Origin of the sequence: Achromobacter sp. Root83 (assembly GCF_001428845.1) — a bacterium.
GTDB lineage: Bacteria > Pseudomonadota > Gammaproteobacteria > Burkholderiales > Burkholderiaceae_B > Achromobacter.
The window spans coordinates 1-19,220 of the sequence record NZ_LMIU01000007.1 but is presented as its reverse complement, the minus strand read 5'-3'; the positions used below and the strand labels follow the sequence as shown (position 1 = coordinate 19,220).

At 66.7% G+C, this 19,220-nt stretch carries 18 protein-coding genes and 1 pseudogene; 6 read left to right on the top strand and 13 right to left on the bottom strand.

What is annotated here, in order from left to right:
- The 5 genes from ASE30_RS09310 to ASE30_RS09290 all read right to left on the bottom strand — a co-directional run bounded on the left by ASE30_RS09310 (position 1) and on the right by ASE30_RS09290 (position 5,646).
- Positions 1 to 1,011, bottom strand: a complete 1,011-nt coding sequence (locus ASE30_RS09310) for a lysylphosphatidylglycerol synthase domain-containing protein (protein WP_082601533.1) — start codon at positions 1,009 to 1,011, stop codon at positions 1 to 3.
- Complete coding sequence (gene clsB / locus ASE30_RS09305; RefSeq protein WP_057284026.1) at positions 1,008 to 2,201, bottom strand: cardiolipin synthase ClsB; 1,194 nt, start codon at positions 2,199 to 2,201, stop codon at positions 1,008 to 1,010. The genes ASE30_RS09310 and clsB overlap by 4 nt, the downstream gene beginning before the upstream one ends.
- On the bottom strand, positions 2,198 to 2,962 hold the full coding sequence (locus tag ASE30_RS09300) for an endonuclease/exonuclease/phosphatase family protein (protein WP_057284025.1): 765 nt from the start codon (positions 2,960 to 2,962) through the stop codon (positions 2,198 to 2,200). The genes clsB and ASE30_RS09300 overlap by 4 nt, the downstream gene beginning before the upstream one ends.
- A 98-nt stretch (positions 2,963 to 3,060) precedes the next feature.
- Positions 3,061 to 5,196 carry a TonB-dependent siderophore receptor gene (locus ASE30_RS09295; protein WP_082601532.1) on the bottom strand — a complete coding sequence of 712 codons (2,136 nt, stop codon included), beginning with the start codon at positions 5,194 to 5,196 and terminating at the stop codon, positions 3,061 to 3,063.
- A 48-nt stretch (positions 5,197 to 5,244) separates the two neighbouring features.
- On the bottom strand, positions 5,245 to 5,646 hold the full coding sequence (locus ASE30_RS09290) for a DUF2946 family protein (protein ID WP_057284112.1): 402 nt from the start codon (positions 5,644 to 5,646) through the stop codon (positions 5,245 to 5,247).
- A 463-nt stretch (positions 5,647 to 6,109) separates the two neighbouring features.
- On the opposite strand from ASE30_RS09290, the gene ASE30_RS09280 reads away from it, so the two are divergent.
- Positions 6,110 to 7,687: a TerC family protein gene (locus ASE30_RS09280; protein ID WP_057284023.1), complete on the top strand. Its 1,578-nt coding sequence runs from the start codon at positions 6,110 to 6,112 to the stop codon at positions 7,685 to 7,687.
- Between the two features lie 14 nt (positions 7,688 to 7,701).
- Here the strand turns inward: ASE30_RS09280 and ASE30_RS09275 are convergent, their stop codons facing one another.
- From ASE30_RS09275 to ASE30_RS09265, 3 genes are all read right to left on the bottom strand, one after another.
- Complete coding sequence (locus ASE30_RS09275) at positions 7,702 to 8,214, bottom strand: hypothetical protein (protein WP_057284022.1); 513 nt, start codon at positions 8,212 to 8,214, stop codon at positions 7,702 to 7,704.
- A gap of 245 nt (positions 8,215 to 8,459) precedes the next feature.
- A complete protein-coding gene (locus ASE30_RS09270; protein ID WP_057284021.1) occupies positions 8,460 to 9,104 on the bottom strand; it encodes an FMN-dependent NADH-azoreductase in 645 nt (214 codons plus the stop codon).
- A complete protein-coding gene (locus ASE30_RS09265; protein WP_057284111.1) occupies positions 9,101 to 9,547 on the bottom strand; it encodes a GNAT family N-acetyltransferase in 447 nt (148 codons plus the stop codon). Before ASE30_RS09265 ends, ASE30_RS09270 begins: the two co-directional genes overlap by 4 nt.
- Before the next feature lie 127 nt (positions 9,548 to 9,674).
- Between ASE30_RS09265 and ASE30_RS09260 the strand changes: the two genes are divergently transcribed.
- Positions 9,675 to 11,099, top strand: coding sequence for a PLP-dependent aminotransferase family protein (locus tag ASE30_RS09260; protein WP_057284020.1), 1,425 nt, complete (start codon positions 9,675 to 9,677; stop codon positions 11,097 to 11,099).
- Positions 11,100 to 11,129: 30 nt separating this feature from the next.
- On the opposite strand, the gene ASE30_RS09255 is transcribed toward ASE30_RS09260, so the two are convergent.
- Positions 11,130 to 11,609, bottom strand: coding sequence for a carboxymuconolactone decarboxylase family protein (locus ASE30_RS09255; RefSeq protein ID WP_057284019.1), 480 nt, complete (start codon positions 11,607 to 11,609; stop codon positions 11,130 to 11,132).
- Positions 11,610 to 11,849: 240 nt separating this feature from the next.
- On the opposite strand from ASE30_RS09255, the gene chrA reads away from it, so the two are divergent.
- The gene (gene chrA / locus ASE30_RS09250) at positions 11,850 to 13,106 is read left to right on the top strand and encodes a chromate efflux transporter (RefSeq protein WP_057284110.1); all 1,257 of its coding nucleotides are present in this window, start codon (positions 11,850 to 11,852) and stop codon (positions 13,104 to 13,106) included.
- A 61-nt stretch (positions 13,107 to 13,167) separates the two neighbouring features.
- Here chrA and ASE30_RS09245 read toward each other — a convergent pair whose 3' ends face one another.
- Positions 13,168 to 14,370, bottom strand: a complete 1,203-nt coding sequence (locus tag ASE30_RS09245) for a multidrug effflux MFS transporter (protein WP_057284018.1) — start codon at positions 14,368 to 14,370, stop codon at positions 13,168 to 13,170.
- 88 nt (positions 14,371 to 14,458) lie between these two features.
- Between ASE30_RS09245 and ASE30_RS09240 the strand changes: the two genes are divergently transcribed.
- A complete protein-coding gene (locus ASE30_RS09240; RefSeq protein WP_057284017.1) occupies positions 14,459 to 14,779 on the top strand; it encodes a SelT/SelW/SelH family protein in 321 nt (106 codons plus the stop codon).
- Positions 14,780 to 14,858: 79 nt separating this feature from the next.
- On the opposite strand, the gene ASE30_RS09235 is transcribed toward ASE30_RS09240, so the two are convergent.
- The 3 genes from ASE30_RS09235 to ASE30_RS28940 all read right to left on the bottom strand — a co-directional run bounded on the left by ASE30_RS09235 (position 14,859) and on the right by ASE30_RS28940 (position 17,134).
- The gene (locus ASE30_RS09235) at positions 14,859 to 16,385 is read right to left on the bottom strand and encodes a tripartite tricarboxylate transporter permease (RefSeq protein WP_057284016.1); all 1,527 of its coding nucleotides are present in this window, start codon (positions 16,383 to 16,385) and stop codon (positions 14,859 to 14,861) included.
- A gap of 3 nt (positions 16,386 to 16,388) precedes the next feature.
- Complete coding sequence (locus ASE30_RS09230) at positions 16,389 to 16,859, bottom strand: tripartite tricarboxylate transporter TctB family protein (RefSeq protein ID WP_057284015.1); 471 nt, start codon at positions 16,857 to 16,859, stop codon at positions 16,389 to 16,391.
- A 104-nt stretch (positions 16,860 to 16,963) separates the two neighbouring features.
- Complete coding sequence (locus ASE30_RS28940; RefSeq protein WP_156407598.1) at positions 16,964 to 17,134, bottom strand: hypothetical protein; 171 nt, start codon at positions 17,132 to 17,134, stop codon at positions 16,964 to 16,966.
- Positions 17,135 to 17,794: 660 nt separating this feature from the next.
- Between ASE30_RS28940 and tssI the strand changes: the two are divergent.
- Positions 17,795 to 18,931 (top strand): annotated as a pseudogene (gene tssI, locus ASE30_RS09225) (type VI secretion system tip protein TssI/VgrG); the annotation flags it as partial.
- 29 nt (positions 18,932 to 18,960) lie between these two features.
- Positions 18,961 to 19,220: type VI secretion system tip protein VgrG (gene vgrG / locus ASE30_RS29485; RefSeq protein WP_369819312.1), on the top strand; the 260-nt coding region annotated here is incomplete at its 3' end.

The window sequence follows — 19,220 nt, the reverse complement described above, 5'->3', positions numbered from 1 at the left end:
TTACAGCAAGCGGCGTGCCGCGCCACCAGGCGGGGCGGGCGGCGCGGGCGTTTTGCGGCGGCGCAGTCCCAGCCGAAGTTCGATCAGGGGAAAGGCCGCCAGCGCCAGGCAAAGGGGCGCCAGGGCGTAGAGCGCGCGGTAGGCGAGCGCCGCGCCCAGGACTTCGGCGGCCGGGATCTGCGGCGCCAGCGCGGCCACGAAAATAGCCTCGGTCGTACCCAGCCCGCCCGGCACGCGGGTGATGACCGCCGCGAAACTGGTGCAGAGCAGGATGCCCAGCACCGCGGGGTAGTCCGCCTTGCCTTGCAGCAATACATAGATGATGCCGCCCATGATCGCCCAGGACAGCGCGGCCACGGCGCTCTGGGCCAAGGCCATGCCCGCGCCGGGCAGGGTCACGCGCTGCCCCATCCAGGTCCAATTGCGCCGGCGGGATTTCGCGCAGGTCAGCACATAAGCGCCAGCCAGCGCGAGCAGTCCCACGCCCAGCAAGCGCAGCATGCCCGAACCGATTTCCCACCCGGCGGGCACGGGCACGACGCCCCACACGAACAGCGCGCCCGCCAGCCAGCCGTAGCCGATCCAGTTCGACGCCGCGGAAAACAGGGCTACGCGCGTCGCGACGGACTTGCGGCACCCCAGCCGCGTATACAGCCGCAGCCGTGCGCCCAGGCCGCCCACCAGCACGCCCAGGTTCAGATTCAACGCGTAGCTGACGATGGCGACGCCCAGGGCCTTGGGGGCCGCCAGGGTATGGTGCGTATACCGTTTTCCCAACAGATCCAGGCTGCCGTAAGCCAGATAGCCCGCCAGCACCAATCCCGCCGCCACCGCGATCCGCTCGGCGGGAATCTTGCGCATGGCGATCCAGACCTGGGGCCAGTCCACCGAGCGGCCGAAGTAATACAGCAGCCCGCCCACCACCAGCAGGACGAGGATGGGCAGAATGCGCTTGATGCGGGGCCAGCGGTGCCGCACGGCCCGCATCCACGAAGTGCGGAAGATTCTCATGCGGTGTCCCCGCCAGGTTCGGCAGCCACGGAGTGCAGCCGGGGCTTGTGCGCGGGCAGGCTGCCGGCCCAGGCCGGGAAGCGCCGCAGGAAGTGAAACACCACCACCCCGATCCACAAGCGGCGCAGGCGGCGCTTGGAGTTCTTGGGCAGTTCCACCGGGCGGCAATCCTGCGCGATCAGTCGGTCCAGGCTGCGCCGCAGCGCCGCATTCAGCGATGCGTCCCGTGCCACCACGTTGGCCTCCAGGTTCAGCGCCAGGCTCAGCGGGTCCAGATTGCTGGAGCCTATCGTCGACCAGTCGTCATCAAAGCAGGCCACCTTGCCGTGCAGCGGCCGCTTGCAGTATTCGTGGATCTCCACCCCGGCGTCGATCAGGTAGTCATACAGCATGGTGGCGGCCAGGCGGGCCACCAGCACATCCGGCTCGCCCTGCAGCAACAACCTGACGCGCACCCCGCGGCGCGCCGCGTTGGCCAGGTCGCGCAGCAGGTGGTAGCCGGGAAAGAAGTAGGCGTTGGCGATCAGCACGTCCTGGCGGGCCGAGCGCACGCCCGCCCGGTAATAGCGTTCGATGTCATTCTGGTGGCCGACGTTGTCGCGCACCACCAGGCGGCCGCCGCCGTCGCCGTCCGGCAAGGGGTCCAGGCGGGCAGGGCGCCGGCGCTGCCGCCGCGGCCCGCCGCCGTTCAACGCGGCCCGAGCAAAATCCGCAATGTCCTCGGCCAGCGGCCCCTCCAGCACCACGGCGTAGTCCTGCTTGGCCTCGGGGCCGAACTCGGGCAGGTGGTCCGCGGAAAAATTGATGCCGCCGACGAACGCGAGCTTCCGGTCCACCGCCACGATCTTGCGGTGCATGCGCCGGAACACATTGGTGCGCACGCCCAACAGGCGGGGACGGGGGTCGAACACGTGGAAGCGGATGCCGCTTTCCGTCATGGCTCCCACGAAGGCGTCTCCCAGCTCGTCGGATCCGTAGCCGTCCACCGTCAGATCCACGCTGACGCCACGCCGCGCCGCCGCGATCAGGGCGCGTTGTATGTCCTGGCCCACCGCGTCGTCAAAAAGAATGAAGGTCTCCACCAGCACTTCGCTCTGCGCGGCCTCGATGGCCTTGATCACGGCGGGAAAGTATTCCGTGCCGTTTTCAAGCAGCGTGTACCGGTTGTGTTCGCGCCAGCCCAGGTTCATAGCGCGATCTCCGCGCAGATCGGCACGTGGTCGGACAGCCGTGACCACACCCGCGAGGCGAGGGGCACAGGCTGCCAGTCGCGCACGCTGCGCACATAGATGCGATCCAGGCGCAGCAAGGGCCAGCGCGCGGGAAAGGTCCTGGCGGGCCGGCCCAGGCGCGACGTGAATACCTCGCGCGTCCCGCAACGGCTCATCAGGCGCTCGGCGCGCAGGCGCCAATCGTTGAAGTCGCCCGCGATCAGCAGCGGCTCGTCCGGGGGCACCTCGTGCGCCACCAGGTCGCACAAGCGGCGCAGTTGCTGGCTGCGGTGGCGCTCCAGCAGCCCCAGATGCACGCAGATCGCATGGACCGGGGCGCGCAGGGAAGGCGGGCGCAGCACGCAGTGCAGCAGGCCGCGGCCCTCATGGCCGTCGACGCTGACATCATGGTTATCGTGCCGTTCGATCGGATAGCGCGACAGGATCGCGTTGCCGTGGTGGCCTTCGGGATAGACGGCGTTGCGGCCATAGGCAAAGTCCGTCCACAGGGTGTCCGCCAGGAATTCGTACTGGGATTGGGCCGGCCACGATTCGTGGCGTCCGGCGTGGGCCTGATGCTCGCCCAGCACTTCTTGTAGAAAAACCACGTCGGGGGCCGCCGTGCGCAGCGCTTCCCGCAATTCGTGCAACATGAACCGGCGGTTGAAACTGGTGAAGCCCTTGTGGGTATTCACGGTCAACACCGTCAGCGTCGTGGCGTCGATATAGTGCGAGGGCATGAAAGCTCCGGTATGGATGGCCTGTCCGCCCAAGCAAGCGCCGTTCCCGCGGCGTAACAAAACGTCAGTCCACGGGAGCGGCGCGGGTCCTGCGATTTCTAGAAGCGGTAGTTGGCGCTCAGCTCCACGCGCCGGCCTTCGCCCAGCAGCCATTGCGTCTGGTTGTAGTAGGCGGTTTCCGCATACTGCCGGTCGAACACATTGAAAGCGCGCAGCGCCAGGCTCAGATCGCGGCGCGCCTCCCATTGCAGGGCCAGGTTGGTGGTCGTGTAGCCCGCCATCTCGATCCGGTTGGCGGAATCCGCATAGCGTTTGCCCACATAGCGCACGCCCGCGCTGGCGGTCCACTGCGGCGCGAACTTCCAGCTTACCCAGGCGTTGGCCACGCGTTCCGGCACGTCCGACGGCACGTTGCCGTTGCGCGACACGCTGACGCCGTTGACCGATTCGTTGAAGTCGTCATAGCGCGCGCGCAGCGCCACGGCGTTCAGGTCCACGCGCCACGCGGGCGTCAGTTCCACGCTCAGGGTGGCCTCCACGCCGCGCGAGGACTGCTCGCCCACCTGGATGCGCAGCGCCGGGTCGTTCGGATCGCGCGTCACCAGATTGTCCTTCTGGATGTGATACGCCGCGAGCGTCCACTGGCCCTTGTTATCCCAGAAGGTCTGTTTCACGCCCACCTCGATCTGCTTGCCCTTGGACAGGTCGAAGTTCTTGTTGGCCGGGGACAGCAGGAGCAGGCTGGCGACCGGGTCCGCGGCTTCGGCGTACTGCCCATAGACGGACAGGGTCGGCAGCACGTCGTAAACCGTGCCGACGCGCCAGCCCACGTTGTTGAACGTGGTCCGGTAGGCGGTCTGGCCGGCCACCAGGTCACGCCGCGTCAAGTCGATATGGTCGTAGCGCAGGCCGCCCAGCAGGGACCAGCGCGACGTCAGCATCAGGCGGTCTTCGGCGAACAGCGCGTACTGGCTGGCCGTGTTGCGGTAGCGCGGCGTGGTGCCGGCCACGTTGATGAAGCGTCCGTGATCCGGCTCCCAGGGATCGACCAGCGAGGTCCCGGAGTAGGGGGAATTGTTGGTGTGCTTGAGCGAGGAGCGGTTCACCTCGAAGCCCACCGCCACCTTGTTTGCCAGGCCCAGCAGGCGGCCATCGAACGTGGCGTCCGTGATCATGCCGGTCTGTTCCTGGTCGTGGCGGATGTCGGTGTAGCCGGTGCGTTCGATCATCGCCGCGGGCGTCCACGCGTAATTTTCGGCGTTGCGATAGTCGCGGTCACTGCCCAGGTAGTACACGCGGCTTCTCACCAGCGTGGCGGCATTGGGCGACCACTCGGCTTTCAGCTCGCTGCGGCTGTCGCGGTAGATGATCTTGCTGTCGGCCACGTTGTAGTTCTGGTGGCGCAGGCCGTAGTCCATCGTCCCGTCGCGCAGCGGCGTGCCGAAGTAGCGTGTGGGTTCCTGCCAGGCCAGGGCTTGCGTCAGGGTGAAGTTCAGCTCGGGCGACACGTCCAGCCGCAGCGCCGCGGTGATGGCGGCGTCGCGCGAATCGCCCAGGCTGATGCCCGAATCGGTATGGTTGCCGCTGACGTCCAGGCGGTACGACCATTTTTCATCCAGCGCGCCGCCGCTGCCAATGCCCAGGCGTTGGGTATCGTGCGTGCCCACCGTGGCCTGGATCTCGTTTTCAATCGGTCCGCGCGTGGGTTTTTTGGGGATCACGTTGACCACGCCGCCGATGGCGCCTTCGCCATACAGCACCGAAGCGGGCCCGCGCAGCACTTCGATGCGGTCCACGGCCCAGGGGTCATAGATAAAAGTCTGGCCGACGCCGCCGTACTGGCGCACACCGTCGTAGAGCTGTGCGATGGAATTGGAATCGGTGAAGCCGCGCGCCGACAGCGACGAGCCGCCGTTGCCGGGGTGGCGCATGGCGGTGATGCCGGCCGCCTGGATGATGGCGTCGGTGACGGTCACGGCGCCCCGTTCGCGCAATTGCTCGTTGCTGATGATCTCGATGCTGGCCGGCGTTTCGAAGGGCGTCAGTCCCAGCAGGGTGCCGGTGGCGGCGGTTTCCAGCAGCGTAAGGGGCGGCGTGTCGCCGGACACGGAAATGCTGGGCAGGGTGGCGACAGGCGCCGGTTGCGCATACAGCGCGGGCGTGAAGGCGAGCGCGGTCCAGATGGCCGCGCGCCGCTTCAGGACGCGATGCGTCCTGGCGGAAATGGAAGACATGGGTACTCTCGGTAAGCTAAGAATTGCCGCACGGCGGCGGCGCGATGGTTAGCGAAATACCGAGTAGGCAGGCGGGGCGCGGGCGCCCAGCGGCGCCCCGGAAACCGAGCCGTTGGCGGCGCGGGGCGGCGCCCGGGCCGCCAGCGGATGCGCCATGACGGACGCGGCCACGGCCACCAGGACGGGCGAAGGTGGCAGCGGCACCGAAGCGAACGCCGCGCCCATCGGGCAGCTCGCGGCCTGCGCCGCGTGCCGCTGGTCAGGTGCGTCGTCGGACTTGGCGGGGCCCGCCACCCAGATGGGGCCGGCCGCCGAGCACAATTGGATCAGGGTGCCGCTTTGCTGCGTGGCGGGCATGAAGCCCTGCGGCACCATCGCCTTCAGCACGAACAGAACCAGCACCAGCCAAAGGCTCGCGGCGTTGCGGGGCAGGGAAGGCGGACTGCGCATGGTCGGCGCCCATTCTATAAGGTTTGCGGTGATGCGTCCCCCTGCGCGATGCGCCCATTTGCGCTGCGTCATCGCGGGTACGCCCCAATCGACCGTCCGCCAGTTTCAGGTATTATTCAGTTTCCAGTAAGAAAGAGAGCACGGCGGACCCTCCGACCCATGCTGCCCCGCGCAGCCGGAGCCTTCCGCCAACTATGACCGAAGACCCACCCTCTAGCAGGGCGCCGCAACCTCGCCGGCGCCCGATGCCCCCTCCCAGTATTGCCGTGGCAGAGGCCTTGCGCCTGCCCGCCACTTCCCTCAGCGCCATCGCGGCCACGCCGCGCCTGGGCTGCCGCGCTCCGCCGCCGGCCGCCCGGCTGCACCGCGCGCCTCCGCAATGCCTTGCCGGCGCGCCCCACGCATTCCCTTCCCACCTATGCGGCGCCCGCGCGCGCCCGCTCACGCTTTCCGTGGAAACCTGATGATTTTCGATTGGATGTCCGACCCCACCGCCTGGCTTGGCCTGGCGACCCTGGTTGTGCTCGAGATTGTGCTGGGTATCGACAACCTGGTGTTCATCGCCATCCTGGCGGACAAACTGCCGCCCGACCAGCGCAACCGCGCGCGCCTGATCGGCCTGACGCTCGCGCTGGTGATGCGGCTGGGCCTGCTGGCCAGCATCGCCTGGGTGGTGACCCTGACCGCGCCCCTGTTCACCGTGCTGGGCGCGGAGATTTCAGGACGGGACCTCATCCTGATCCTGGGCGGCATGTTCCTGCTCTTCAAGGGCACGATGGAACTGCATGAGCGCGTGGAAGGCAGCGCCAGCCACGACCAGGGCCAGAAGCCGCAGCATGCGGTGTTCTGGCAGGTGATCCTGCAGATCGTGGTGCTCGACGCCGTGTTCTCGCTGGACTCCGTCATCACCGCCGTGGGCATGGTGCAGGACCTGAGCATCATGATGATCGCCGTGGTGCTGGCAATGGCCGTCATGATGCTGGCCAGCCGTCCGCTGATGGCTTTCGTGGGCCGCCACCCCACGGTCGTGATCCTGTGCCTGGGCCTGTTGCTGATGATCGGCTTCAGCCTGGTGGCCGAAGGCCTGGGCTTCCATGTGCCCAAGGGCTACCTGTACGCCGCCATCGGCTTCTCGATCCTGATCGAGCTCTGCAACCAGCTTGCCCGCCGCAACCGCGCGCGCGGCACCCATGCCCTGGGGCGCCGCCAGCGCACGGCGCAGGCGGTGCTGCGGCTGCTGCGCGGCGGCCGCGCCGGCCAGCCGGGGCAGCAGGTGGACGACGTGGTGGCGCTGGTCGACGGCGCGGGCGACGAACCCGCCTTCGCGCCCGAGGAAAGCTCCATGATCGAGCGCGTACTGTCCATCGGCGGCCGCGACGTGCGGTCCATCATGGTGCCTCGCGGCGACATGACCTGGCTGGACGTGGCCGACACGCCGGACGCCATCGTCCGCAAGTTCGCCACCGGCCACTCGCGCCTGCCGCTTTGCGCGGGTGATCCGGCCAACGTGCTGGGCGTGCTGCACTTCAAGGATGTGCTGCCGCTGTTGCAAAACCCCGGTCCCATCGACCTCGTGGAGCTTGCCCGCGAGCCGCGCTATGTCCTGGAAACCACGCCGGTGCTCAAGGTGCTGGAGGAACTCCGTGCCTCGCGCGACCACATGCTGATCGTCGTGGACGAGCACGGCGTGTGCGAAGGCCTGGTGACGCCGCTCGACGTGCTGACGGCGGTGGGCGGCGATCTGCCCGAACACCGCGAAGACCAGCCCGAGGCGCTGCAGCTTTCAGACGGTTCCTGGCTGCTGGAAGGCCGCCTGTCCGTCGACGAAGCGGCGCGTCTGCTGGACGCGCCGGCCCTGGCCGACGACTACCCCGACGCCACGCTGGCCGGCTGCCTGCTGCGCGCCGGCGGCCGCATTCCCGACACCGGCGACACCGTCCTGCTGCGCGACTGGGGGTTCGAAGTCACCCGCCGCGACGGGCTGCGGATCGACCAGGTGCATGCGCGCCCGATCGGGCAGGCGTCGCCCCAGCCCGGTTGACGGGCGGCCTGCGCTCAGCTGCAGATCCGGCGCCAGGGCGCTATGCCATGGGGTGAACAGTATCCGGGGCAGGGCGTGGCGATGGACATGCCGCTCTGGCAGCGAAGCTCGGGCGCCCGCTTGCCATACGGCACGGAACCCTTGCAGTCGCAGCTTGCGAGCCCGGCACCCGAGGGCAGGCCCGGCGCCGGCTCGGGCTCGGGCGGAGCAACGGCCTTGGGTTTGCCCTTGGCCGGGGTTTGCGCCGGGGCTTGCGGCGGCGTTTGGGACGGAGTTTGGGGCGAGGATTGCGGCGGGTTCTGCGTCGCGGCCTGCGGCTTGGATGGCTCGGCGCCGGCGTCTCCGGCCGCTTCCCGCACCTTGGCGGCCGGCATGTTGCAGGACTTGGCGATCGATTTGATCGACCGTCCCTCCTTTGCCATGGCGACGATCTTCTTTTCGCTGCATGCCGCGTCGGCATTGGACGTGGACAGGCTGATGACGACAAAAACAGCGGCGGCGAACACGCCTGGTCTATGCAGTGTCATTACACGCCTCCGGCACCAGGATGCGGATCGGAAAATACTCCGTTTGTGTGACAGGTCTGGTTTGCGGGCTAGCGTAGTGCCCTGCATTCCGCGGTGTCAATGCGGTCCGGATAATTGAAAAACGGGCGCGCCGCGCCCGTGTTCCAAGACTGGTGTTGGCGGCTCGGTGCGTTCGAACCGTTCGCGGGGCGGGGCTGGTAACCCCGCAACGTTCCAAACACATCAAGCGGGATCGGACTGCCGGCTCAGGCCAGCGCGGGCTCCTTGCGCGCGAACCCGGTAAAGACATGCGCCGCGATCTGCGCCTCGGCGCGGGCCCGCGCCGCTTCCAGCGCCTCTGCGCCCCGCGCCGTTCCCTGCACCGAAAAGAAATTCACGTCGTGCAGTCCGATCGTTCCCAACAGGTAGCCCAGATACGGCGTCAGAAAGTCGGACTGCCGCGCGGCCTCGCCCGAGAACTCTCCGCCCGATGAGATCGCCACGTAGACCGGACGGTCCGCCAGCGTCCCCACCTTGCCTTGGGGCGTGATCTCGAACGTGCTGCGCACCCGCACCACATGATCGATCCAGACCTTCAGCGACGAGGGCACCGTGAAGTTGTGCATGGGTGTCGCAATGATGATGTGGCTGGCGTTGCGCAGGCTTTCGATGAGCTCCGTCGACTGGCGCAGCGCGCCACGGCCAAGCGTGTCGCCGTCCGGGTCGACCCGCGCGCTCAGGGCGGCAGCGTAATCGTCGTCCACGTGGGGCAGGGCGGTGGCGTCGACCTCGGTGATGCGGGGTTCCGGCACACCGGCCGCCCGGGCCAGGCGGTCGACCAGCCGTTGCGACAGGCGGTAGCTTTCGGATGCGCGGCCCCTCGGGCTGCAATTGATACGCAGAATATTCATGCCTGGATGTCTCCCGGGGCCTTGCAGAAACGGATGGCGCTGGTCAGCAGGCCAAACCTGAAATAGAAACGTTGAGCCAGCGCGTTGGACAGGCCGGTATCCAGCACCAGCCGCTTGCAACCGGCGGCGTGGGCAGCGCCGTCCAGATATTCCAGCAGCTTTGCCCCCCAGCGCTCGCCGCGGCGCCCATCGGCCACCACCAGATCGTCCACATAAATGAAGCGCCCGTAGATCAGGTTCTCCTGGTAGCGGTAGCCCGCCAGGGCGACCGCCTCGTCGCCGTGCATCGCGGCAAGGAGGCGATAGCGTTCATGCCGCATGCGGGCGATGCGCTCGAGGAAGTCGTCTTCCTGGTCCAGGTGGGGACGAAGCTGGCGCATCAGCGGCAGGCAGGCGCGCAGTTCTTCCGTCGTCTCTAGGTGGCGCAAAGCCGTTTCTGTCATGGTTGTGTCCATTCGGTCAGTATCTGAAAGCGGGGCGGCCGCGAATGTTCCGCTCCTACGTCAGTACGCATCTTAGAAAGCACATGCCATAATTTGAAGGACCAAGAATGCTGTTCCGGACTATGCCATGATTCCTGCCCGCCCCGATGGCCTGCTGACCCTTTCCGACGCCAGTGGCGAACCGCTATACCGGCAGGTGTACGAACGGTTCCGTGGCGCCATCGCCGAGGGCACCCTGAAGCCCGGCGACCGCATCCCGTCCGCGCGCGCGCTCGCCAAGGACATCGGCGTGGCGCGGGGCACCATCGAGGTCGCCTATTCGCTGCTGGCCGCCGAAGGCTACATACTCGCGCGCGGGCAGGCCGGCACCATCGTCGCCCCGAACCTGCAACCGCAGTCCCTGGGCGCTCGCGCGTCCGCGCCCAAAGCCGTCGAGAAACCGGACGACACCTGGCTGCGTCCGCCCGCGCCGCTGCCTTTCCAGATGGGGCTGCCCGCGCTCGACGCCTTCCCGCGCAAGATCTGGGCGCGCTTGGGCGCGCGCCACCTGCGCGGGATGCACCCGCCGGACCTGGCCTATCCCGACCCCGCCGGCCTGCTATCGCTGCGGACCGCCACCGCGGCCTACCTGCAGGTGGCGCGCGGCATCCAATGCACCGCATCTCAGGTGTTCATTACGTCGGGCTACAACAACACGATGCAACTCGTCCTGCATGCGCTGTTCAAGCCGGGAGACTCGGTATGGGTGGAGGACCCCGGCTATCCGCCCACGCGCGCGCTGCTGGCGCAAGCGGGCATGCAGGCCGTGCCCGTGCGCGTGGACGAAGAGGGGATGGTGGTGGACGCGGGCCTTGCCGCCGAACCGCGCGCCCGCGCGGCCGTGGTCACGCCCGCGCATCAGAGCCCGCTCTGCCTGTCGCTGTCGCTGCCGCGCCGGCAGGCGCTGCTGGACTGGGCCGAGCGCAGCAACGCCTGGATCGTCGAAGATGACTACGACGGCGAATACCGCTACGTCGGCAGGCCGCTGCCCGCCTTGAAGAGCCTGGATCGGCAGGGGCGGGTGCTGTATGCCGGCACGTTCAGCAAGGTGCTGTTTCCCGGCATGCGGCTGGCTTACCTGGTGGTGCCGGAAGAACAGGCATCCCGTTTCCGCCGCCTGTGCATGCTGCTCGCGGGCGGCGCGCCCGCGCTGACGCAGGGCATCTTGGCGTCCTTCATCAACGAGGGGCATTTCGGCCGCCACATCCAGCGCATGCGCCGCCTCTACAGCGTCCGCCGCGACGCGACGGCGGCCGGCCTGAGCGCCGTGCTGGGCGCGCGCCTGCGCATCGAGCCACAGCCCGGCGGCATGCATCTGGTGGCGCGCATGGAGGGCTACCAGACCGATCGGGCGGTGGCGGCGCGCATGTTCGAAGACGGCCTGTACGCGCACGCCTTGTCGCATTGGTCGGACGCGCCGGACGCGCAATCCGGCCTCTTGATGAGCTTCACGAACATCGCATCCGCCGAACAGGCCGAGCAATACGCCCACCGGATCCTGCGGATGATGTGACGCCCCGGCGGGGCGGCGGGACAAGCGGACTCAGTTCAGGCCGGCCTTGTCCAGCCCATAGGCCTGGTCGGCCGAACCCGGCACGGTGCGAAACGCCACGTTGAGCCGATTCCAGCCATTGATGCCGACAACGAGAAAGGTCAGGTCGGAGATCTCGCTTTCCGACAGTTCCGCGCGCACGGATTCATACACCGCATCGGACACGCCCTGCGGCGACAGGGTGGTCAGCGCCTCGGTCCATTCCAGCGCGGCGCGTTCGCGCGGCGAGAATAAGGGAGATTCGCGCCAGATGGCGACGTGGTGCAGGCGCAGCGCGCGTTCGCCATGGATGGTTGCCTCTTTGACGTGCATGTCCAGGCAGAAGCCGCAACCGTTGATCTGCGACGCGCGGATGTCGACCAGATGGCCGAATTCCTGGACCACGGGGGACCGCTTCACCGCCATGCTGTAGTCGAGGTACTTCTTGGACAGGGCTTCGGAGACCTGGAAATAATTCAAACGCTGGCTCATGGATTTGCCTTTCTAAGGGTTGCGGTTTCGGGTAAGTCACGAGTACGAAGCATGCGGCCTATTGGCTCACACCAAAAGTGCCATGGATGTCATTTTGGTATGGGCCATGATTTGGGTGCCAACCTGCGGCGCGAAGACCGGTTTTTGTCGTTAATCCGATTGAATCGCCAGCGCGGCCCGGCTATAAGCTTGGTGCAAGGGCCTGAAATCCCGCGCCCCGCCGCCACGAAGCTGAAACCCATGCCGCACCCTTCACCGCATGACGAACACGTCGCCAGCACTCCCGCCGCCGATGCGCGCGCGCAGGCCGGACGGGGGTCCTGGCTGGAAGTGTTCCTGGTTTTCCTGCGCCTGGGCCTGACGTCGTTCGGCGGTCCGGTCGCGCATCTGGCGTATTTCCGCACCGAATTCGTGGACCGCCGCCGCTGGCTGGACGACTACGCCTATTCGGATCTGGTCGCGATGTGCCAATTCCTGCCCGGACCGGCCAGCAGCCAGGTGGGCATGGCGATCGGCCTGCAGCGCGCGGGGTGGGCCGGCATGCTGGCCGCCTGGGTGGCATTCACCCTTCCTTCCGCGCTTGTGCTGATCGGCTTCGCGCTGGGCTTGGCCCATTTCGGGTGGCTGGCGGGGTCCGCGGCCATCCACGGTCTGAAAGTGGCCGCCGTCGCCATCGTCGCGCAAGCGGTCTGGGGCATGGGGCGGTCGCTCTGTCCGGATCGGCCCCGCGCCGCGCTGGCGGTCGCCGCGGCCCTGATCACGGTGGTCCTGCCCACCGCGCTTGCCCAACTGGGGGCCGTCCTGCTGGGCGCCATGGTGGGCGCGGCCCTCCTGCAGGTGCCTGCGCGGCCGGTACTGGCCAATTCCCCATCGCGTGTCCCCAGCGCCGTCGGCCTGATCAGCCTGGGCATCTTCGTCGCGCTGATGGCGGGGCTGCCTGCCTGGGCCCTGGTCTCGGATAGCGCGCTGGCGGGCCAGATCGCCGGGTTCTACCGCGCGGGCGCCCTGGTGTTCGGCGGCGGGCACGTGGTGCTGCCCCTGCTCGAAACGGCATCGGTATCGTCCGGCATGGTGTCCAGCACCGACTTCCTGGCGGGTTACGGCGCCGCGCAGGCCATGCCAGGGCCTTTGTTCGCCTTCGCGGCGTTCCTGGGCGCGCTGTCCTCCGGGCCGGTGTCGGGCTGGGCGGGCGGCCTGACGCTGCTCGCCGCCATCTTCCTGCCGGGCGCCTTGCTGGTGGTGGCGGCGCTGCCTTTCTGGGAAAACCTGCGCCGCCGGCCCGGCGTGCGCAACCTGGTCGCCGGCGTCAACGCCAGCGTCGTCGGCATCCTGCTCGCCGCCCTGTATGACCCCGTCTGGACCAGCGCCATCCTCAGCAAGGCCGATTTCGGCCTGGCCCTGCTGCTGTTCGCGCTGCTGGTCTATGCGCGCTGGTCGCCCGTCTGGGTGGTATTGCTGGCGGCGGCGGGCGGGTGGACGCTGGGCTGGCTCGTCTAGAACACTGGGCAAAGGTGTTCGCCGCAGGGCGGATCACGCGCTGCGCCTCATGCCCTGCGGATCACGCGCTGCGGCCAAGACCCCGCGCGATGGCCGGCGACAGGCACATCAGCGGCGCCACGATGACCGCGCCGATCAACGCCATCGCCGCCTGCGGCGCCATGCCGCTGTCCAGCAGCAGGGTCGCGACAACGGCCGAACCGCTCATCTGGAACAGGCCGTAAACCGCGGCGGCGGTGCCGGCGCGCTCGGCGAAGGGTTCCAGCGCCAGGCTCAACCCCGACCCCAGCGCCAGCGAAAACCCCACGGTCAGCACGGCCACCGGCAGCATGAAGATCCAGGCCGACAAGGGCGCCCACAGCCAGGCGCAGACATGCATGGCAGACGCCAGCAGCAGCGCCGCCATGCCGACGCGCACCATCGTGTGGCGGCCAAAGCGCGAAATGAAGGCGGGCGCAAGAAAGAAGGCCGCGATGTTGATCGCGGCATTGCCGCCGAACCACGCGGAGAATCCCAGTTCGGAATACCCGAGCTGCTGCACCAGCACCACGGGCGCGGCGGACACGAACACCAGGATCATGGCCATGCCCGCCATGCCGAACATCGCGAAATAAAGAAAGCGCCCGCTCGCGACGATGGGCGCATAGCGGCGCAGGCTGTAAAGAGCGCCATGGGGCTGCGTAGGCCTGGCCCGCGTTTCTTCGAAGCGGGCCGCCAGCAGCGCGGCAAGCGCCAGCGAAAACACTGCCATGAATACAAAGGTGCTGCGCCAGCCCGCCTGCAGCGCCAGCACGCCGCCCAGCATTGGCGCCAACGCCGGCACCGTGCAAAGCGCGCCGTTCAGGTAGCTGTACACGCGAGCGCCGACGGCCGGGCTGAAGCAATCCCGCACCGCGGCAAACGCCACCAGCGACGCGGAGCATGCGCCCAATCCCTGGACAATGCGCGCCACGTAGAACGCTTCAAGCGACGAGGCGGCCGCGCCCAGCGCCGATCCCACCAGATAGGCCAGGACGCCGCACAGCGCGACCGGCCGGCGGCCATAGCGGTCGGCCAGCGGACCGATCAGCATCTGGCCCACGCCAACCGCGAAGATGAACAGCGTGATGCTGGCTTGCAGCGCGCTGACGGGCTCGCCAAAGCCATGGGCCATGGCGGGCAGGGAAGGCAGATAGATGTCGATGGCCATCGGCGTAAGCGTGACCAGCCCCATCAAGAGACCGATCAGCCAGCGCTGGCCCCGGGGAGTTAAAGCAGACTTCATGGGCAGGCTCGGGGCTCATTGCGAGCCCGGGAAAACCCGACATTATCCATGATCGACCGGCTTCGGGCTGGCGTAGAATATTTTCCCCATGAACCCGCCCGCCTTGCGTCCTCGTATCGTCATTCTCTATTGCACCCAGTGCCAGTGGCTGCTGCGCGCCGGCTGGATGGCCCAGGAACTGCTGTCCACTTTTTCAACCGACCTCGGCGAAGTGGTGCTCCAGCCGGGCACCGGCGGCATTTTTCAGATCACCTATAACGGCGACCTGATCTGGGACCGCAAGCGCGACGGCGGATTCCCCGAGGCCAAGGTCCTCAAGCAGCGCGTGCGCGACCGCCTGGACCCGGGCAGGCCGCTGGGGCATATCGACGGCCATTCGGTCGGACCAGGGACCGCGCCGGATCTCTGACGCCGTCTGGCCCGGACGAAAAAAAGGCCGGTCCCGAGAGACCGGCCAAAGCAGCACTACCCCGATACGGATTGCCCGGCTACGCCGCGGATTCCGAGTGGCGCAGGGCTTCCCGCGCCTTGCGCTGCCGCAGCGCCGACACCGCCAGCAGCGCGATCAGCGCCACGCATGCCAGGATGAAACCCAGGCTGATGGGCCGCGACACAAAGATCGACAGCTCGCCTCGCGACAGCAGCAGGGCGCGGCGGAAGTTCTCTTCCACCATGGGCCCCAGCACAAAGCCGAGCAACAGCGGCGCGGGCTCGAAGCGCAGGCGGATCAGCGCATAGCCCGCGGCGCCGAACAAGGTCACCATCCCCACGTCGAACAGGTTGTTGTTGGTGCTGTAGACGCCAACGCACACAAAGAACAGCGCCGCCGGGAACAGGTAGCGGAACGGCACGGTGAGCATGCGCACCCACATGCCGATCAACGGCAGGTTCAGCAGCAACAGCAGCACGTTGCCCACCCAGAAGCTGGCAATCAGCCCCCAGAACATGTCGGCGTGTTCGATCATCATCTGCGGCCCCGGCTGGATGCCGTGGATGATCAGCGCGCCCAGCATCAGCGCCATCACCGGATCTCCCGGGATGCCCAGGCTCATGGTCGGGATGAAGCTGGTCTGCGTCGACGCGCTGGTCGCCGCCTCCGGCCCCGCGATGCCTTCGATGGCGCCGCGTCCGAAGCGGCGCGGTTCGCGCGCGACCTTCTTTTCCACGGCATACGAAATGAACGACGCGATCGTCGGACCCGTGCCCGGCAGGATGCCGAACGCCGCGCCGATCGCCGTGCCGCGCACGAGCGCGCCGCGCGACTGCTTGATGTCGCCCGCTTCCGGACGCATCGACTTCATGCTGACCTTCGCGGTGGTGACCTTGCTGTCGCCGCCGATGCGGTTGATGTTCTTCAGGAAGTCCGCCACGCCGAACAGGCCCATCGCCAGCGCCACGATCTGCAGCCCGTCAGAGAGCTCCAGGATGCCGAAGTGAAAGCGCATCGTGCCGGTGTTGACGTCGGTGCCCACCACGCCGAGCAGCAGGCCGACCACCACCATCGCCACGCCCTTGATCGCGGAACCCTTGGCCAGCGTCGCCCCAGCCAGCAGGCCCAGCATCATCATCGAGAAATACTCGGCCGGCCCGAACTTGAAGGCCACGTCCACCAGCAGCGGCGAAAACAGGATCATCGCCAGAATGCCCACGGATGCGCCGCAGAACGACGAGAACATCAGCATGAACAACGCGGAACCGGCCTTGCCGTTGCGGGCCAGCGGATTGCCGTCCAGGCACGCCACCGCGTGCGACGCGGTCCCGGGCAGATTCAGCATGATCGACGTAATGCCGCCGCCATACTGCGAACCGTAGTAGATGCCGGACAGCATCACCAGCGCCGCCGTGGGCGTCATGGTGTAGGTCAGCGGCAGCAGAATGGAAATGGCGGCCAGCACGCCCATGCCCGGCAGCACGCCGATCAGGTTGCCCATGAACACGCCGAACACGGCCCACATCAGATTGTCCAGCGCGAAGGCGACAGAGAATCCGTGCATCAGGTTATTGAAGATTTCCATGGATCAGCCCCAGCGGAACAGCGGAAACTGCAACTGCAGCGCCCAGGAGAAAACGGCCACGCCCAGGATCGTTACGCCCACCGCCAGCAAGGCCGCGGTGCGCCACGTGTGCTGGCGGTCGCCCATGGCGGAGATGAAGACCAGCACGAAGGTGGCGGGCACCAGGCCGCCGAACTTGCCGACCAGGATGAACGCCAGCAGCCCGCCGATGATGCAGCCCCAGCCGCGCCATTCGGGCGGCGCCACCTCTTCGGCGTCTTCCTCGGCCACGGCGGGCGAAGCCGCCATCTTCGCGATGACCAGGCCCAGCATGACCAGCAGCGCGCCAAGGATCGCCGGAAACATGCCCGGCCCCATGCGCGCCAGGCTGCCCAAGGTGTATGTGGATGCCTGCGCGATGGCGCCCAGGCCCAGCACGATCATCGTGCCCGCGGCCCACGCCTCGCGTCTGGCGGCACTGCGTTTTGATTGCATGGTCTTGTCCTCCCGTTGTTGTGCTTTCATCTGACTGGCGTCTGAAAAAAAGCTGACATTGCAATGAATGCGGGAGTCTAAAAATCCAAACTTCCGTTCACCTTTCAAGGCAAGCGGAAATTGCGCAAGGCTGCGTTTTTAATGCCTAAACCGGGGGAAATCCCTAGGGAATTTTGATCAATGCGCCAGGCAAACGACAGCTCATCGGGCTTAGGCGGCTGATGGTCAGTACTGACGCTCAAGGGTTCGAAATCTTGGGTGGGTTTGGTGCGCATGCCCCACGGCAGCTCTTTGCGAAGCCATCGAGCATCTTATGGACGAGCCTCGCCCATCGCCGCCAGATTTTGCCGTCGAAAATTCCGCAAAACTGGCTATTGGAACAAACAACGCCTTCATGGCAAGGCTCCCGCTCTTGTTCTGCTTGACCTGATGCAGGCCGCGGATTGTGCCATCCAGCGCTTCAGAATTTCTCTTGCCGCTCCGCGGTGAACGGCACGCCTTTACGCTTTCGTACTCGGACGTAAAAGATACCTCCACTGCCTGTTGATTTAAATCCCGTCGTCGCGGGTATGCATTCAACCTATACCGTCATTCCATATTCGACCTATGGAAGTGAAAAAGTTCTGAATACACTCGCCTGGAAATTAAGAAGAGCGCGGCCGACAGACTAAAGATAATCACACCTTCAAATCTGATTTTTCGAATAAATATTAAATCGAAAGCGGCAGCGTTAGCAGATACTTGCCGCCGCGAAACGTCATTCGCCGTGGCCGCTTGTCTTTCCCATGCAGCCGAAACGCCTTCTTCCGTTGTTCCGGTTGTTCAGGATGTGGATATGCCCCGTTTATCCGATGTGCGGTTTACCTTTGTGCCGTCCGCCGCGGGCGCGGACTTCGAGGTGCTNTTCCGTTGTTCCGGTTGTTCAGGATGTGGATATGCCCCGTTTATCCGATGTGCGGTTTACCTTTGTGCCGTCCGCCGCGGGCGCGGACTTCGAGGTGCTTGAGTTCACGCTCGATGAAGCCTTGTCCGAGACCTTCGTCCTGCGCGTGGAATTATCGAGCTTCGATCCGGCGGTGGATTTTGGTGCGATGCTGGATCAACCGGCGCTGTTCACGATCTGGCGCGGGGATATGCCCGTGCGACATGTCCATGGCGTTGTCTCCAGCTTCGAGCAGGGCGACACAGGCTTCAGAAGAACGCGCTACCGGGCCGTGGTGGAACCCGCGTTGGCACGCGCTGAATTGTGCTCGGATTGGCGCATCTTCCAGCAGCAATCGGTTCCCGAGATCCTTGAGCAGATCATCAAGTCGCACGGCATCACGGATTACGAACAGGTCACGACCAACCCGCACCTGCCGCGCGAGTACTGCGTGCAGGCTGGAGAAACCGATCTCGCGTTTCTGGCCCGCCTGGCCGCCGAAGAGGGATTCTTCCACCGCTTTGCGCACACGGAGAAGGGACATCGCTTGATCCACGGCGACCGGATATATGTCCACGGCGCGATCGAAGGCGGGCCGGTTGAATACAACCCGTCGCCCGGCGGCGACCAGCCGGCGCCCGCGCTGCGTCGGTTCACCTACGCAGAACAGGTCCGCACGGCGCGCCAGACGCAGCGCGACTACACCTATACACACCCGCAATACGACCAGGAGCATTCACCGGTCGCGACAGACCTGGATCATCAGAACCCGCGATACGAGCGCTATGACTACCCCGGCCGCTACAAGCGCGACGAGGCGGGCAAACCATTCACGCAGAGCCGTTTGCTGGGACTGCGCCGCGACGCTCGCATGGCGCGAGTCGAAGGCGACGATGCGCGCCTCGTTCCCGGCGTAGCCTTCGACCTGACGGGCCATCCCCGCGAGGACTGGAACCACGGCTGGCGCCCTGTGCGCATGCGGCACCATGGCGTGCAGCACACGAGTCAGCAAGAGGAAGCGGCCGATGCCTCGCAGGGCACGCAATACCGCTACACCGCCGACATCGTGCCCGACCGCGTGGACTGGAAGCCCGAACCCGCCGCCAAGCCGCGCATCGACGGCCCGCAGATCGCTTCAGTGGTGGGCCCGNCACGCAATACCGCTACACCGCCGACATCGTGCCCGACCGCGTGGACTGGAAGCCCGAACCCGCCGCCAAGCCGCGCATCGACGGCCCGCAGATCGCTTCAGTGGTGGGCCCGGCCAACGAAGAGATCTATTGCGACGATTACGGACGCGTAAAGGTCCAGTTTCCCTGGGACCGGCTGGGCCAGCACGACGAACACAGCTCGTGCTGGATCCGCGTGTCGCAGAACTGGGCGGGCGCGGCCTGGGGCCACATGGCGATCCCGCGCATCGGGCAGGAAGTGATCGTCAA

Coding starts and splice junctions, on each gene's coding strand:
- ASE30_RS09280 (WP_057284023.1), top strand. CDS start 6,110: ATGATTTTCGATTGGATGTCCGACCCCACCGCCTGGCTTGGCCTGGCG.
- ASE30_RS09310 (WP_082601533.1), bottom strand. CDS start 1,011: ATGAGAATCTTCCGCACTTCGTGGATGCGGGCCGTGCGGCACCGCTGG.
- ASE30_RS09230 (WP_057284015.1), bottom strand. CDS start 16,859: ATGCAATCAAAACGCAGTGCCGCCAGACGCGAGGCGTGGGCCGCGGGC.
- ASE30_RS28940 (WP_156407598.1), bottom strand. CDS start 17,134: ATGCGCACCAAACCCACCCAAGATTTCGAACCCTTGAGCGTCAGTACT.
- ASE30_RS09265 (WP_057284111.1), bottom strand. CDS start 9,547: ATGACAGAAACGGCTTTGCGCCACCTAGAGACGACGGAAGAACTGCGC.
- ASE30_RS09290 (WP_057284112.1), bottom strand. CDS start 5,646: ATGCGCAGTCCGCCTTCCCTGCCCCGCAACGCCGCGAGCCTTTGGCTG.
- ASE30_RS09235 (WP_057284016.1), bottom strand. CDS start 16,385: ATGGAAATCTTCAATAACCTGATGCACGGATTCTCTGTCGCCTTCGCG.
- ASE30_RS09240 (WP_057284017.1), top strand. CDS start 14,459: ATGAACCCGCCCGCCTTGCGTCCTCGTATCGTCATTCTCTATTGCACC.
- ASE30_RS09275 (WP_057284022.1), bottom strand. CDS start 8,214: ATGACACTGCATAGACCAGGCGTGTTCGCCGCCGCTGTTTTTGTCGTC.
- ASE30_RS09300 (WP_057284025.1), bottom strand. CDS start 2,962: ATGCCCTCGCACTATATCGACGCCACGACGCTGACGGTGTTGACCGTG.
- ASE30_RS09295 (WP_082601532.1), bottom strand. CDS start 5,196: ATGTCTTCCATTTCCGCCAGGACGCATCGCGTCCTGAAGCGGCGCGCG.
- chrA (WP_057284110.1), top strand. CDS start 11,850: ATGCCGCACCCTTCACCGCATGACGAACACGTCGCCAGCACTCCCGCC.
- ASE30_RS09270 (WP_057284021.1), bottom strand. CDS start 9,104: ATGAATATTCTGCGTATCAATTGCAGCCCGAGGGGCCGCGCATCCGAA.
- ASE30_RS09260 (WP_057284020.1), top strand. CDS start 9,675: ATGATTCCTGCCCGCCCCGATGGCCTGCTGACCCTTTCCGACGCCAGT.
- clsB (WP_057284026.1), bottom strand. CDS start 2,201: ATGAACCTGGGCTGGCGCGAACACAACCGGTACACGCTGCTTGAAAAC.
- ASE30_RS09245 (WP_057284018.1), bottom strand. CDS start 14,370: ATGAAGTCTGCTTTAACTCCCCGGGGCCAGCGCTGGCTGATCGGTCTC.
- ASE30_RS09255 (WP_057284019.1), bottom strand. CDS start 11,609: ATGAGCCAGCGTTTGAATTATTTCCAGGTCTCCGAAGCCCTGTCCAAG.